Genomic DNA, 15,816 nt, shown 5'->3' on the forward strand with positions numbered 1-15,816 from the left:
AAAGTTAGGGCTTTTTTTGTTTTTAGGGATGGTGAGAACCCTACGACCGCTTAGGTTGCTATGGGCTTCGATCCGAAGGAAGCTCAGCCAATCCTTCCACCCCGACTAAAAAGCGCTAACGAAAGTTAGGGCTAAAGAGATTTCCGAATAATAACTTGGGTGGGATTGCGCTCGTTTAATATTTTCTTCTGAAGGATAGCCTCGGCTGCCGCATTTCCCATCGCCCAAAAATCAGTAGATATGACCGTAATACCCCCTTCAAGGATCTCTTTGACATCAGTGTCATTGTAGGAAATAAGACCTATATCATCCCCCAATGTAAACCCATGTTTTTTTGCCAATTTAATTAAGGATACATCATCGGAATCATAGCGGCTAAAGGTGATAAAGGCGGTGTACTGCTCAAATTTTGTCTCATCTACTTCTGGTAGAATGTCATAATCGATTCCCGATTCCTTACAGTAACGGATGAACCCATTGATAACATGTTTGGCATGTAAGGCTTCCGGATGTGCTATAAGTATGATTCTTTGATATTTTTTGATATTGTGCTGCAGTAGCGTAAGACTATTATAAATATCGTATTCATAATCCTGATAAATAGCCGTATAATTTCCTGAGAGCCCAAGTTGATTATAGTCGATGATAATCCGCTTGTTTGGTGGTATGAGGTTGATGATAGGGGCGGGATCATCTTTCAAAAATGTAACAATGACAAAATGAGTATAGTTGTTGATGTTTTCAGTAATAATATTACGGAATACATTAAAGTTGTGATGGTGAAAGTAGACATCGATCGCTGCTGCACCTTTGGTTTCGGCTAATAACGATTGATAGATCTCTTCACGCATGGTATTCATTTTGTCGAGGAGAAGCAGGATACGGTAAGAATGGTGTACCTGTTTTTTCTTGACATAATATCCTTTACGATAGACAGACTCAATTACCCCCTTTTCGAGTAGATAGTTAAGACCTTTCAAAACCGTTTCTTTGCTCATGCCGAGCTGATCCTGCAATTGATTTAATGAGGGGATGCGGTCTCCGATATGTAAATCATCCTTTTCGATCAATGTATGGATGTGATCGACCAATTGAAGATACTTCATTCGAGAGCCGTTGCCTGTTTCGCTTGTAGTGGACATGTGATGAATAATGATTTACGATAATAGAGTCAAACTTAGATAAACTTGCTTTTATATGCAAGTGTTGATATATCCTAATCTAGCGGTAGGTTTAACTATTTTCTCTCCCTTTAAGACGATCTCTGGAAAAAAATAACATCTTTTTTCACTTATTTTTTGCAAGTGCAAAGATAATTTATACTTTTATAAAAGCAAACCAGTCTAGACCAGACTAGATTGCAAAAAATAACTAATTATAAAGACGACTATGATGCTATTTAATTTAAGGGTTGCTCTGCTCTTGGGCACTCTTTTTCTCTCCTACTTCGCTTTTGGTCAACAGTCCTCGACTGTGAAGGGTGGGGTATTCGATACAGATGGAAACCCTTTAGTTGGAGTTACGGTTTCAAATCAAAATAAATCTAAGACAACGACCACAGATTCGCTCGGGAACTTTTCAATAGCTGTAATTTTACCTAATGAACCACTGCTATTTTCAATGGTGGGTTATGTTGCTGTAAAGATAACAGCAGTATTCGGCCAGTATATGCAGGTCAAATTACTGCAAGATACGCGCATGCTGGATGATGTTGTCGTTATCGGTTATGGTACAACCACTAAACGTGATCTGACCGGAGCGGTAGGTCAGGCTAATCTAACAGATATGCGCAAAGCCCCCGTAGCTAACTTTGAGGAGGCCTTAGCTGGTCGGGTAGCTGGCGTTAAGGTGAGTTCAAATGATGGACAGCCAGGTGCGGAACTTAGTATTGTTATTCGGGGTAATAATTCCGTCACCCAAGATAATTCCCCGCTATATGTGGTTGATGGATTTCCCGTCGAAACATCTGTTGGCAACACCATTAATCTCGAAGAGATTGAATCTCTGGAAGTATTAAAGGATGCTTCTGCGACAGCGATTTACGGAGCTAGGGGAGCTAACGGGGTTGTCCTCATAACAACCAAGAAAGGTAAGGTTGGAACTCCGGTTATTAACTACAACGGCTGGGTAGGACTCAATCAGATCATCAAAACGCAGGAGCTGCTAAATCCTTATGAATTTGTGAAATATCAATTGGAACAGAATCCCACCCTCTATACAACTATATACCTAAAGGATGGAAAGACGCTGGACGATTACCGCAGCATGGAGGGTATCAATTGGCAGGACAAAGTTTTTAGAGATGCGGTTACCCATAATCATTCTATTGCTATACGTGGTGGTACCGATCGTACACGATATGCCGTTTCCGGATCATTATTAAATCAGGATGGGATCATACTAAACAGTGGATTTAATAAATATCAAGGAAGAATAGTGCTGGATCAGACCATCAATAAAAAATTAAAAGTGGGGTTGAATTTAAACTATACAGCCTATAAGCGATATGGTACCGTAGTGTCAGAGTCTCAGCCTAGTCCAACAGCAAGTCTGATGTATGGAATATGGGGATTTAGGCCAATCACCGGAAATCCACTTACAGATGCCTCGCTGATAGACGATCTTTTTGATCCGGATATGGATCCTAGCTTAGGTACTGATTTGCGCATCAATCCCTATCTAGCCGTGCAGAATGAGTATAATCCACTGTTCAGTGCAAATCTCGTGGCCAATGGTTATTTCGAATATAAATTGGCGGCGGCGTTAACATTTAGGGCAACTGGTGGCTATACGCGTATAAACCAGCGACGGGAAGTGTTCTTTAATTCAAAATCCAGAGCAGGACATCCATTTTCAAACAATAAAGTCAATGGTTCTATTTGGAACAATGAGATCACAAATCTATTGAATGAGAATACATTGTCTTACGACAAGAAATTTAAAGGTGGGCATAGGCTAAAGGCAGTCGTCGGGTTTACAGTACAAGATATACGAAACTATACCAACGGCTTTACATCCATTTTGATACCTAATGAAACATTGGGTATCAAAGGGCTGGACGAAGGGCAGATTACGATGGCGCCAGTTACGGACGCTTCCAGCGGGCTGATTTCTTATCTAGGGCGGCTTGATTATAATTACCGTTCAAAGTATTTGCTGACATTGTCTTTCAGAAGTGACGGCTCATCCAAATTTCCAAAATCAAACAGATGGGCTTATTTCCCTTCGGGATCTTTTGCATGGCGATTGAAAGAAGAAAATTTCATGAAACCGATAAATATCATCAGTGATGCAAAGTTGCGGGTTGGAATAGGTTCAACCGGAAATAATCGCGTATCAGAATATGCTTCATTGACTGCCTTGCAGATGAATCCAGCCTCAGGTTACAGTGTAGGCAACAGTGCTGGTCAGGGAATGGTACCGACAAATCTTGGAAATCCAACTTTAAAATGGGAAACTACTGTTCAAACCAATATTGGGCTTGACCTTTCAATACTCAAGAATAGAGTCTCACTTACTACAGACTATTATCACAAAGAGACGCGTGACCTATTATTGAATGCGACATTGGCTCCCAGTATGGGATTCCTTACCGGATTCAAAAATATCGGCCGTGTATCCAACAGTGGTATCGAATTTACATTGGAGACCAAAAACGTACAAACGCCCAATTTCTCTTGGAATTCGAGCTTTAATATCGCATTTAACAAAAACAAGGTTCTTGAACTCAACGAAGGGGAACCGAGTTTGGCTACACGCGTTACCTGGGGCAATTTCAATAATGCCTATCCTTATATAGCAATACCTGGACAGCCGATAGCTTTATTTTATGGTTATCTTTTCGATGGTGTATATCAATACGCAGATTTTGATCTCGTCAACGGGAATTATCTACTTAAAGCAGGTCAGCCCAATAATGGTACCCCTAGAACAAATATTAAACCCGGCGATATCCGTTTCAAGGATATCAATGGCGATGGACAAGTAGACAATTATGACCTCACAATAATAGGTAATCCAAATCCAAAACATATTGGCGGATTCAACAACAACTTTAATTATAAAAACTTCGATCTGAATGTCTTTTTACAATGGAGTTATGGAGGAGACATCTTAAACGCCAATCGCATTGAGTTTGAAGGTGGGGATCCTGTTGCGCGTGGTTTTTTGAATATGTTCGCATCTTTTGCCGACCGCTGGACGCCAGAAAACCAGACCGATGCACTTTATCGTGTTGGAGGCCAGGGCCCCGCAGTTTATTCTTCCAGAACGATCGAGGATGGATCCTATCTACGACTCAAGACCGTGTCTTTGGGTTATACGTTCAATGCCGATCAGCTCCGAAGATTACGGATGAAGTCCATACGATTATATCTGGCCGCGCAAAATTTGGTTACATGGACACCGTATTCCGGGCTCGATCCCGAAGTGAGCACCCGCCCAGGAGCACTGACCCCTTCCTTCGATTGGTCCGCTTATCCACGTCCTCGTACGATAACCGTCGGACTTGACCTTAATTTTTAAACTAACCTTTGATCGAGATGAAACGCATTTTTATTTTTTCCATCTGTATTGTTTGTCTAATCAGCTCATGTTCCAAATTGCTGGATAAAGAACCTGACTTTGTGACCACTGAAAACTATTTTCGAAATGAAAGCGAATTGATGAACAGCCTCAATGGCGTTTACAACAGACTCATCGATACCTATGGGCGCATGTATAGTCGAGGGCTTTTCAGTTATTTTGTTGTGAGTGACGAAGCCTATTTCAAGAATATATCAATAAACAATATTCGGGTAATGGTCATGGACGCTGCTGATTTGGACATTACTAGATTGTGGGAGACCTTATACGAAGGGATAAATCGGACAAATTTATTATTGGAAAATGTCGATCGCGTAGAGATGGATGTCACCAAGAGAAACGCTATCAAGGGCGAGGCGCTCTTCATGCGCGGATATTACTACTATATCTTGACCGATTTCTTTGGAAAAGTACCTTTAAAACTGTCCTCTACACAATCTCCCAACGACCCTTATCCCGCTCAGGCTACATTGCCCACTTTGTATGCGCAAATTGTAAAAGATATGCAAGAAGCAGAAAATTTGGTCCACGAGAGTGGTGTCGTTGCCAACGAACGAGTGTCCAAAACAGCCGTTCAGGCCGTACTGGCCCGTGTATTTTTAAAAATGGCCGGACAGCCTCTTAATGACAATTCCCGTTATCAAGATGTTATCGAATATGCAGATAAAGTGATTGCTTCAGGAAAGCATCAGCTAAATCCCAATTACAAGCAAATATTTATCAATCATTCACAAGATATCAACGAACCGAAGGAATGTCTTTGGGAAGTTGGCATGTTTGGAAATAAGATTGGTAACATCGATCAGGCTGGTATGGTTGGGATCGAAAATGGTATAGAATGTCCTGATGAGCGTATTGGATATTCAGGCGGAGCCATGCGGGTTACGGCCAAATTATACGATCTGTTTGGTCAGAAAGATACGATGCGACGCGATTGGAGTATCAGTCCCTACCGATTTGTGGTTAGCGCAGGCGCAACTCAGAAGCAATACTATATCGCCACCCAGCTTTATGATCGAAATCCGGGTAAATGGAGAAGGGAATACGAGACAGGTACCAGGGCAAGGAGTGCCAATTCGACCAACTTTCCAATTATAAGATATAGTGATGTGTTATTAATGAAAGCTGAGGCAGAAAATGAAGTCAACGAATCTCCGACTACAGCCGCGTACGAAGCGATCAATCAAGTACGTAGGAGAGCTTTCGGCCAGCCATTAAATGTTGCCAATGCCGATAGCGATGCACCCGTGGGATTAAATAAAATGGCCTTTCTAGATTATATACGGGATGAGCGTCTGCGTGAATTTTGTTTTGAAGGTACCCGAAAGCATGATCTGATTCGTTGGGGGATTTACGTGCCCATTATGAATGCTTTAGGACGGGAAATTTCGGTCAATGCACCCGCCGCACATCGATATGGCGGTAATGCCGGCCTGAATACGACTGAAAGAAACGTGTTGTTTCCCATACCTAACACAGAGTTAACCATTAATAAACAGATTATTCAAAATCCGGGTTGGTAAATCTGGAGGATCACACAATAAATAAACAGAAATGAAAATATCGATGATGTTTCTCATGCTGGCCATATTGTTTGCCAGTTGCATGAAAGAAGATATCGCCAGCGCCGATATGCAGGTCAGGGCAAATGCCTCTAGTTACAAGGTTGGCGACACCGTTGTCTTCCGATTTGAGGGGGCTCCAGACAATATTGTATTTTATTCTGGAGAGAACGGACACAACTACGCCTTGAAGGACCGCCTGTATGCGGATAACGATTTACAGGTGGATTTTAAAACACTTGTACAATGGGGTGTTATTTATGACAATCTAAAACTATTGGTTTCCAGTAATTTTAGTGGAATATACACAAAAGAAGAGGTTGACAAAGCCACGTGGACCGATATTTCAGACAAAGCTGTTTTCTCCATCGGGCAAGACAATACACCTTCTGGAATAGTGAGCCTGAAATCATATCTCAGCCCAGTTGATACAGGGTCAATATATCTGGCGTTCCGATATACCGACTTTCAAAAGCCGCAACAGAACAGATGGGTCATTCGCAGTTTTAATGCGGTCAAAGTATCTCCAGAGGGCGTACAGACCAATGTCGCCACGATATCTAATGCGGGCTGGAATGCAGTAAGTTTTCTAAACGACAGTAAGGTATGGACAATCTCCGCAACACAGCTATTGATGTATGGCGGTGTTGCAGCCGATACCGACAATGATGATTGGGTAATTACAAAGGGTTTTAAAGTAAAAGAGTCTATTGCCGACAAAGGAATAGCACTTAAAAATATTAGTTCACACCTGCGGGAATACAAATACGTATACAAGACCCCGGGCGTCTATAAAGCTGTATTTGAAACTTCCTCCAACTGGTACAGCGGTAGCAAGGAAGGGTATGCCGAAGTAACAATAAATATCCAGCCATGATAATTACGCAGCTATTAAATAGAAAATATGGTCATTGTGGTATGGTTTGGAGTATGATGATGCTACTGCCATTCGTATGGTTGGAAAGTGCTTTCGGCCAAAGCAGGGCTGAGTTGCGTTTGGAAAATAGTACGCTACAACTGATCTGGAGTCGCGACAAAAATGGTTATTATCTTCAATCCCTTACCCTAAAGGATGATGCGGGGCAAAAGGAGCATTTAACAATGGCTGCACAGCAGCGAACGATCCTTTACGCTAAAAATAAGCCGCTGGATAAATCGGCAACTGTTTATGATAATGATGGGAAGCTTATTCATTTCCCCGACTCCCAATATCGCTATGTGATTCCAGTGTGGTCACAGAGTTTGTCACCTGTGAGCTTGAACACAGCCGGTGAAGTATTGCATTATCAGCCGACTGCGGTGGCTTCAACTTTGCGCTCCGGACTGAGATTCCGATATGAAAATGAAAAAATTGCTTTGTCCGAAGAATGGAATCTTGATCCAGATCATAGGTATGACATCTGTGTACGAATGACTTTAAAAGCTAAGGAAAGTGGTTATTATTCATTGTCATCCCCTTCATTAGCGATTGGTGACCGGAAGCAGTTTCAGTGGGCGGTTATTCCCGGATTATTTCAAGGAGGAGCACTCAATCCCGACTTTGTGCGTGCCTACGCTTACGGACATGGTATCCCAGACCGTCCGGTCATTGTTCGGGAGCGTACAGCATCTACATTAGCATCGCTATTGACCACGCAATCTGGAGTTACCTTAGCTGCCGTTGCCGAACCCGGTACAGGAAGGGACCCCTGGTTAAAAGGTGTAAAAACTCATTCGGACTGGAAGCTTGGACTGTCATTGATGAACCGAAATAATGAGCTCACACCCACGCTTTATCATCCGGTACTGGGGGAGGAGGGGTCTTACCTGAGAGCGGGACAAGAAATAACATTTTCTTTTCGATATACAATTCAGAAAACTTCTTGGTATAACGTTTTGGGGCATATAATAAAAGATATATACCAATTTAGTGATTTTTTAAAATTGAAACAGACTAATCGTTCCTTTACGGATCGTCTCTATGCGATGTATGATTATGTCATCAGCGATAGCACCTCCAGGTGGCGGACAGCACATTATAAAAATACCGAGATCGGTGCGCAGGATTATCTTGGAGGAGTGTATGGGTCTGAAAAAGACGCCATGAAAAATTCTGATTATGGTGCCATGTGGATGCTGGCTAAACTGACCGAAGATATCAAACTGCAGGAACAACGGCTACCTGAAGCCTTAAACTTCAAGTTGCAACAACAACAGCGCGACCCAGGGTTCTTTTATGGATCAGCTGCGGGACAGTATTACCTATACCGCAGTCATCGGTTTACCGAAGAATGGGGGCCCTATAGTGAACCCATCGGCACCACCTATTATATGTTGATGGACATCGGTAATATTTTACTTTTTGAACCAGATCGGTCTGATATTAAGCTAGCGTTGCGCACAGCAGCAGATTGGCTGCTGTCAAAAATGCATCCCGATGGACACTGGGAGGTTGCTTATGATAACAAGTCAGGCAGTCCCATGTTTGAGGATGTGTCCGATCTGCGTCCAACATTTTATGGACTATTGGTGGCTCATCAGTTACTAAAAGATGAAAAATATAGAGAAGGGGCAATCAAAGGTGCGAACTGGTTTGTCAGACACGCGGCCAAAAAAGGCTGGTTCTTGGGTGTTTGTGGTGATACGCGATTTGCACCCGATTTTGCAACAGCACAGTCTATTCAGGCTCTTCTGGACATGTATACATTGACCAAGGATCAGCAATATCAAACAGCCGCCTACCAAGTCGCGCGATACTATACGACATCGGTCTATACACATCCCATACCCTCTCGTGAAGTCAAGCACGTGAACGGTATAAATCGTCAGGATTGGGAAATCAGTCAAGTGGGGCTGGGATTTGAACATGGTGGTATTATGGGCTCTGCAAATCATCATGGTCCTATTTTGCTGTCGAGTCATGCGGGGCTGTTTGTAAGACTTTATGCACAGACGAAAGACAGCTTATTGCTGAATATGGCAAGAGCTGCGGTATGGGGACGGGACGCATTTGTGGACGCAAGTACAGGGGTCGCTTCTTACTACTGGGATGCCATGAATAAAGGAGCAGGACCTTTTCCGCATCATGCCTGGTGGCAGCTGGGATGGATTACCGATTATCTGCTCTCCGAGGCAGCTCTTCGCTCCAATGGTAACATCACCTTTCCAGGCGGGTTTATAACACCTAAAGTAGGGCCACATCGCAGCTATGGTTTTGAAAAAGGGAGCATATTTGGCAAGCCTGTCGATCTGAAAATGAAAAAAGGGCTTATCAGTCTTGATAATGCACATATAGATTACATTCTTGCTACCAATAGCGACAATAAAGAGCTCTATGTTGTTTTACTGAACAATAGCGTGGATCAACAACAGGCTAGGCTGACACTAGATGCAGACCATTCTCGGGATCTATTTGGGCTAGCTCAGAAGGAGGCCTATCTTCTCAATTCCGATGGGACGGATGCGATACGGATGGCGACATCCTCAGACTGGAAAATTTCCCTGCCGGCAACAGGACTAAAAATAATGAAAATCAGTTATTAATAACATTTAAACTACCAATAGCATGAATAGCAACATGAAACAGTTAAAAAAATGCTGGATTATATCCGTATTCTTTGGAATGATGTTTACGGTTTTAAGTTGTACTGGAGTCGAAAAAAGTCTACAGGCAAATGAAACCCAAGTAGAAAATAAACTTGCAAGAATGGCATCTACAGCCGGACAGTTAGATTCACCCATGGTGAAAAGTCTGGCTTATCAGGTGATCGTCAACAACGATACGCTGGACGTATGGCAAGAAACCTGTTATGATCTGGTGGAGAATGGGGGGCAGACCGACGTACATACCGCTTTATTTACTTATGTGCCAGGTACTCAGGTCAAGATTATTTGCAGCAGTTCTTTCTCAAATTTTACGTTGTCGCCTAAAAGGTTGAATATACCGGTTACCAAGAACGGAAATGAATTGACGTTTACCATCCCAGAGTACTACAATTATGCATTGGCTATCCCTGGTCGTGCGCCCTTACTTTTGTTTGGATCTCCGGATTACAGCGCCTATAAACAGGGGGCAGTTGTTTTTGCCAAAGGAATCCATCATGGTGTAAATGGAGTTTTTAAACTTGAATCCAATAAAACCTATTATTTACAAGAAGGGGCGATTCTCAGGGGAAAGGTATTGATAGAAAACGTATCTAATGTCAAATTGATCGGTCGGGGCTATATTGATGATCGCACCGCCCCTGTGGCGGGAAATTTTGTTAAGGTCTACCGGAGCCAAAATGTGGAACTTCGCGGATTTGGCGTTCGGCATGCGGCCTTAGGCTGGCAGGTGGATATGGTCAATTCGTCGAACGTCGATGTGTCCCATCTCAACTTGTTGAGCTTTGGGCAGAACAATGATGGTTTGGATTTGGGTTCAGGATGCCAAGATGTGCATTTCTCCCACTGTTTTATCGGATCGGGAGATGATGGTTTTGGTTGGCATGCAACAAATGCGGCTGCAGATGGTGAAACACCGCTTTTAAATTGTAGCGCCCACGACTGCATGATCTGGAAAAACCAGGTAGGCGTGGGTATCCGTATAGGATCTTCCTTAGAGACCAGTAGTGTCGAACAGCTCACCTTCAAAGATATTGATATCGCCAAAATGACTTGGGGTGGTCATTCGGTAGCGATTCCACATTCCGACTGGGCTGATGTTAAGAATATCACGTTTGAGGGCATCCGCGATGAGACAACGGGAAATACGCGATTTGTGCTGATGTATATCAAGCAAAATGCAAACTCAAATCCGGTGTATAGGCCCGGGACTATTTCTGATATTCGATTTATTGATTGCGTCAGCAGTGCGACGGCGGCAATTTTCGAGGGCTACGATGCCGATCACATGATTAAGGATGTGACTTTCAAAAACGTAAAAGTCGGGGGTAGGAATATGTTGCAGTCTGATATCGTAGCGAATTCCTTTACCTCGAATATCACCGTTGTGAATTGATGTTCAACTGGTTTCTGATCACTTAAATCAACGAGATGCGTACATATCAATCAGTTATAACGATCCTATTGCTTTTTTTAATAATGACCGATCTGGGCGCGCAGAATAGTGGGGAGCTCAACAAGATTGCAGCCTCACAAGGTGCAGCTTCGCAACTGTTATTTTCTGTGGATCTGGCGAAAGAAGAACTTATTGCGCCTGGTGATTTTAAGCGTGACGATGAGTGTGTAGTGCGTGGTGGTATGCCCAATTTTTTTGCCAAGGTCAGCAAAGGTCAGGATGTAACTGTAGCATTCATTGGTGGAAGCCTGACACAAGCCAATTATTGTTACCGAATGCAGATTTCAGCTTACTTGCAGGCACGCTACCCATCCACTAGATTCAAGTGGGTCAATGCCGGAGTCTCCGGGACAGGTACGGATTTGGGATCCTTCAGAATCAGGGAGCAGGTATTATCGCAGAATCCCGATCTGGTCATCATCGATTTTGCAGTCAATGGCGCCTATGCTGGAGGCATGGAAGGTATGGTCAGGCAGATTATCCTACATGGTCAGCATACCGATATCTGTTTAGTTTATGCCATCTTGGCTGCACAAACCAAGGTATATAATTATGGAAAGATACCGCCACATATTGAAGCTTTGGAAGCATTGGCCGATCATTACAGTATTCCTACAATACATTTGGGAATGGAGATAGCACGCTTGGAATGTCAGGACAAGTTGTTGTGGAAGGGAGATGCAGGCTCTGCAGGAGAACGTATTTTATTTTCTACGGACGGAATCCACCCACTGAAAGCCGGTGGGGACCTTTACGCTGCAGCCATTGCCCGTGGGATTGAGAAGATGAAAGGACATTACCAAATGGAGAAACATCCATTGCCTCAGCCGCTGATATCTGATGAGTGGGATATCGCGGGGATGTACAGACCTAGTGATATTGCTGATTTTGATGTTAAATGGGCCGCGTTTCCTACAGGAGGATCTAAATTAAGGGCGTTCAATGGATGGTTTGACAGCTTGATGGTCGCTGATGAAAAAGGCGCGCGCTTTTCATTCACTTTTGAAGGTGATCTATTTGGGCTGTTTGACATAGGTGGGCCGGAGGTAGGGCAGCTTGAAGTATGGGTAGATGGTCATCAGATAGGGCTCCATAAATCGCAGTCAGGGGGATTTCAACCTTATCAAATGGTGGCAGAGAATCACGACAATATCCTGTTGAATCGGTTTAATAGCTACTGTAATAACCGATATCGAGGTCAATATGATGTGATCAAGGTGCCCAAAGGAAAGCATGAAGTCAGTTTTCGTATATCGCCATTGAGAGCAGATAAAAAGATGATATTAGGCCCGTCCCAACAAGAGGATATTGACCGGCATCCTGAGAAATACGATTCATCCAAGATTTATTTAGGGCGGATACTATTACGTGGCACACCAATTTTAAAGATTGCCGGAAAAGAAAAAGGATGAAACCGCCGAAAGCAACGTGAAACGAGTGTACTGAACGATTGAGCTTACGAACACGTTAAAAATACCGATTTAATGAATAAACGAGCTCATGAATACCATTGAAAATAAATACTTATGACATAATACCTTGGTTAAAGAATAATTGATGAACAAATAATTTATACGAATGAAAATAACTCAGCTATTAAAGCGACTGAACTGCCTGTTACTCTGTTTGGGTATGTCATATACCTATGCCCAATCTGTATTGACGCAACAGCAGAAATGGGAGCAAAAGATACAACGTTACGAACGCCTGGATGCGCAAAATCCACCGCCCAAGAAGGTCATTCTTTTTGTCGGTAGTTCGACCATCGAAAATTGGAAGACGCTAAAAGAAGATTTTGTAGGGCAGGCTGTACTAAATAGAGGAGTATCCGGCACAAAGACAGTGGATCTTCATACCTATCGAGAACGGCTGATTTTGCCATACGATGCAAAGCAGATTTTTATTTATGAAGGCGACAATGATATTGGACTCCGTTGGTCGACAGACCGTATTGTTGAACAGTTCGCTGCCTTATTCCGCGAGATAAGAAAGATGAAACCACATGCCGAGATAATTTATATTTCCATTAAGCCCTCACCGCGGCGATTGAAAGACAAAATGCAAATAGAAGAGGTCAATGCCAAGATTAAACAGTTTATGGAACAGCAGTCCCATACCGGATATGCAGATGTTTATACCCGGATGCTGGATGCTAATGGTGATTTAATACCAGCATATTATCGCGAGGACGGACTGCACCTTACTACCGAAGGATACCACATCTGGAAAGATGTAATTTCCAAATTTATAAAATAGGTGAATTTACCCAAGAATAATTAGGTGTTAAATTGAATTACAAATAAGATAAAAAAGAAAGCATATATGATTTATAGTAAGGGAGGAGCCTCCAGGACATTGAAGAAAGAAGTTATTGCCGCAGATCTCGTAGTTGTTGGCGGAGGGATGTCTGGCGTGTGTGCTGCGATTACGGCAGCTAGGCAAGGTTTGCGTGTCGTCTTGGTACAGGATCGCTCTGTACTTGGGGGAAATGCCTCCAGTGAGGTGAGGTTGTGGATATTGGGCGCTACTTCCCATATGGGTAACAACAATCGTTGGAGTCGAGAAGGTGGTGTTATTGACGAGATATTGGTTGAAAATGTGTATCGCAATCCGGAGGGCAATGCTGTTATATTGGATATGATTCTGCTCGACAAGGTAAAGCAAGAGGCCAACATTCGGTTGTTGCTCAATACCAGTGTCTACGAAGTCCATAAGGAAGCTGGTGATCGTATAAAATCTTTGAGCGCTTTTTGCAGTCAGAATTCAACACAATATGAGCTATTGTCATCCTTATTTTGTGATGCGTCGGGGGACGGGATAGTCGGCTTTTTATCTGGGGCAGCTTTCCGTATGGGCGCTGAAACCTGTGAAGAGTTTGATGAGGCCATGGCGCCAGATACTTCGTATGGTGAACTATTGGGGCACACGCTCTATTTCTATACCAAAGATGTCGGAAAATCGGTGTCTTATACTGCCCCTGCTTTTGCGATGGATGTAACCAAAGAAATACCGAGATTCAAAAATTTCAACGCCAAGGAACATGGATGCAAGCTGTGGTGGGTGGAATACGGCGGGCGTTTAGATACCGTACACGATACCGAAGAGATCAAGTGGGAACTTTGGAAAGTCATCTATGGCGTATGGGATTATATCAAAAATTCCGGACAATTTCCCGAAGCCGATACCTTGACATTGGAATGGGTTGGAATGGTTCCCGGAAAACGAGAAAGCCGTCGGTTTGAAGGTGATTATATCTTGAGACAGAAGGATGTGATCGAGCAGCGTCAACATCCGGATGCTGTTGCCTACGGCGGATGGTCCATTGATCTGCACCCTGCAGACGGAGTGTTTAGCGAGCGTCAGCCGTGCAATCAATGGCATAGTAAAGGAGTATTTCAAATACCTTATCGTTGTTTATATAGTCATAACATCGAAAATCTCTTTTTAGCAGGTCGTTTGATCAGTGTATCCCATGTCGCATTTGGAGCTACTCGGGTAATGGCGACATGTGCTTACGTAGCACAAGCTGTGGCGATGGCAGCAAAACTATGTATTCAGCAGCAGCTTTTACCAAGAGAGATTGGTCAGCCAGGTTACATGAAGGAATTACAAAAAGAACTGCAACGGTCCGGTCAATATATTCCTGGTTTTCATCTATCTGATAGCAGCGATCTTGTACAGCAGGCCGAACTAACCTCTTCGAGCAACCTGGACTTTAAGGGATTCTCCAAAGAGAATATGCTGTGGAAAACCCTGAATATAGCTGCGGCACAACTTATTCCTGTCACTGCGGGTACCTTGCCCATCTTTTTTTTGGATATTGAAGCTACACAGACAACAGTATTGGACGTGGAGCTGAGGGGTAGCGATCGGAAAGGTGGTTTCACGCCAGACCGGGAGCTGGCGAAAATGCAAATTCGTGTAAAACCGGGCTTTCAGACATTAACACTGGATTTTGGATTGGAGATAAGTGAGGATCAGTATATCTTCCTCACATTTCTCCAAAACGAGCATATTCGCTTGGCCTATACCCGCCAACGGATATCGGGATTACTATCCGTTTTTAACGGCGTGAACAAAGCGGTTTCAAACAACGGGAAACAGGTAGCCCTACCGGGATCTGGAGTAGATTCATTTGAATTTTGGACGCCACAACGTCGCCCCGAAGGACATAATCTCGCCATTCAGCTAACAGCGGGCCTATCGGTCTTTGGAGTCGAAAATGTGCGTAATGGTATAGACCGACCAACAATTCGTCCGAATATCTGGGTCGCCACTACTGACGATAAGCAGCCGATGATTTCAGTTAAATGGAAGCAGAAACAGCGCATTAGAAGGATCGAAATTAATTTTGATACCGACTGGGATCATGCAATGGAGTCTGTATTAATGACCCACCCTGAGACCGTTATGCCATTCTGTGTGCGGAATTATAGCATTGAAGATGGAAATGGAAAGACTATATATACGCACCGGGGAAATTTTCAGACTAGAAATGTGATAGAACTTCCGGAATCCTGTGTTACCGACCAGCTGATTGTATCTCTTGAGCACCCTTCTGCGGAAGTGCCAGCAGCCGTCTTTGCTATTAGGTGTTATGCATAGTCTATAAAATGATAATATTCAGTAATT

9 protein-coding genes are annotated in these 15,816 nt (G+C 43.3%); 8 read left to right on the forward strand and 1 reads right to left on the reverse strand.

The annotated features are described in order from the left end of the window. Positions 1–131: 131 nt before the first annotated feature. A complete protein-coding gene (locus HPC41_RS23745; protein ID WP_216660867.1) occupies positions 132–1,142 on the reverse strand; it encodes a GntR family transcriptional regulator in 1,011 nt (336 codons plus the stop codon). 247 nt (positions 1,143–1,389) lie between these two features. On the opposite strand from HPC41_RS23745, the gene HPC41_RS23750 reads away from it, so the two are divergent. The 8 genes from HPC41_RS23750 to HPC41_RS23785 all read left to right on the forward strand — a co-directional run bounded on the left by HPC41_RS23750 (position 1,390) and on the right by HPC41_RS23785 (position 15,789). Beyond that, a complete protein-coding gene (locus tag HPC41_RS23750) occupies positions 1,390–4,524 on the forward strand; it encodes a SusC/RagA family TonB-linked outer membrane protein (protein WP_246251017.1) in 3,135 nt (1,044 codons plus the stop codon). A 17-nt stretch (positions 4,525–4,541) separates the two neighbouring features. Then, complete coding sequence (locus tag HPC41_RS23755) at positions 4,542–6,107, forward strand: RagB/SusD family nutrient uptake outer membrane protein (protein WP_172396583.1); 1,566 nt, start codon at positions 4,542–4,544, stop codon at positions 6,105–6,107. A 31-nt stretch (positions 6,108–6,138) separates the two neighbouring features. Then, positions 6,139–7,023, forward strand: coding sequence for a DUF5017 domain-containing protein (locus HPC41_RS23760; RefSeq protein WP_172396584.1), 885 nt, complete (start codon positions 6,139–6,141; stop codon positions 7,021–7,023). Continuing rightward, positions 7,020–9,668: a glycerophosphoryl diester phosphodiesterase gene (locus HPC41_RS23765; protein ID WP_246251020.1), complete on the forward strand. Its 2,649-nt coding sequence runs from the start codon at positions 7,020–7,022 to the stop codon at positions 9,666–9,668. Before HPC41_RS23760 ends, HPC41_RS23765 begins: the two co-directional genes overlap by 4 nt. A gap of 22 nt (positions 9,669–9,690) precedes the next feature. Beyond that, the gene (locus tag HPC41_RS23770; RefSeq protein ID WP_172396585.1) at positions 9,691–11,124 is read left to right on the forward strand and encodes a glycoside hydrolase family protein; all 1,434 of its coding nucleotides are present in this window, start codon (positions 9,691–9,693) and stop codon (positions 11,122–11,124) included. 35 nt (positions 11,125–11,159) lie between these two features. Further along, positions 11,160–12,596 carry an SGNH/GDSL hydrolase family protein gene (locus HPC41_RS23775; protein WP_172396586.1) on the forward strand — a complete coding sequence of 479 codons (1,437 nt, stop codon included), beginning with the start codon at positions 11,160–11,162 and terminating at the stop codon, positions 12,594–12,596. Between the two features lie 166 nt (positions 12,597–12,762). Further along, entirely contained in the window at positions 12,763–13,440 is a 678-nt protein-coding gene (locus tag HPC41_RS23780; RefSeq protein ID WP_172396587.1) for a GDSL-type esterase/lipase family protein, read from the forward strand. A 66-nt stretch (positions 13,441–13,506) separates the two neighbouring features. Continuing rightward, a complete protein-coding gene (locus tag HPC41_RS23785) occupies positions 13,507–15,789 on the forward strand; it encodes an FAD-dependent oxidoreductase (RefSeq protein ID WP_172396588.1) in 2,283 nt (760 codons plus the stop codon). Positions 15,790–15,816 lie beyond the last annotated feature (27 nt).

The sequence above is a fragment of the Sphingobacterium prati genome, from assembly GCF_013167215.1.
GTDB classification, from domain to species: domain Bacteria; phylum Bacteroidota; class Bacteroidia; order Sphingobacteriales; family Sphingobacteriaceae; genus Sphingobacterium; species Sphingobacterium prati.

What these genes read in the sequence shown, in the direction of transcription:
- HPC41_RS23745 (WP_216660867.1), bottom strand. Translation starts at nt 1,142, where the DNA reads ATGTCCACTACAAGCGAAACAGGCAACGGCTCTCGAATGAAGTATCTT.
- HPC41_RS23750 (WP_246251017.1), top strand. Translation starts at nt 1,390, where the DNA reads ATGATGCTATTTAATTTAAGGGTTGCTCTGCTCTTGGGCACTCTTTTT.
- HPC41_RS23755 (WP_172396583.1), top strand. Translation starts at nt 4,542, where the DNA reads ATGAAACGCATTTTTATTTTTTCCATCTGTATTGTTTGTCTAATCAGC.
- HPC41_RS23760 (WP_172396584.1), top strand. Translation starts at nt 6,139, where the DNA reads ATGAAAATATCGATGATGTTTCTCATGCTGGCCATATTGTTTGCCAGT.
- HPC41_RS23765 (WP_246251020.1), top strand. Translation starts at nt 7,020, where the DNA reads ATGATAATTACGCAGCTATTAAATAGAAAATATGGTCATTGTGGTATG.
- HPC41_RS23770 (WP_172396585.1), top strand. Translation starts at nt 9,691, where the DNA reads ATGAATAGCAACATGAAACAGTTAAAAAAATGCTGGATTATATCCGTA.
- HPC41_RS23775 (WP_172396586.1), top strand. Translation starts at nt 11,160, where the DNA reads ATGCGTACATATCAATCAGTTATAACGATCCTATTGCTTTTTTTAATA.
- HPC41_RS23780 (WP_172396587.1), top strand. Translation starts at nt 12,763, where the DNA reads ATGAAAATAACTCAGCTATTAAAGCGACTGAACTGCCTGTTACTCTGT.
- HPC41_RS23785 (WP_172396588.1), top strand. Translation starts at nt 13,507, where the DNA reads ATGATTTATAGTAAGGGAGGAGCCTCCAGGACATTGAAGAAAGAAGTT.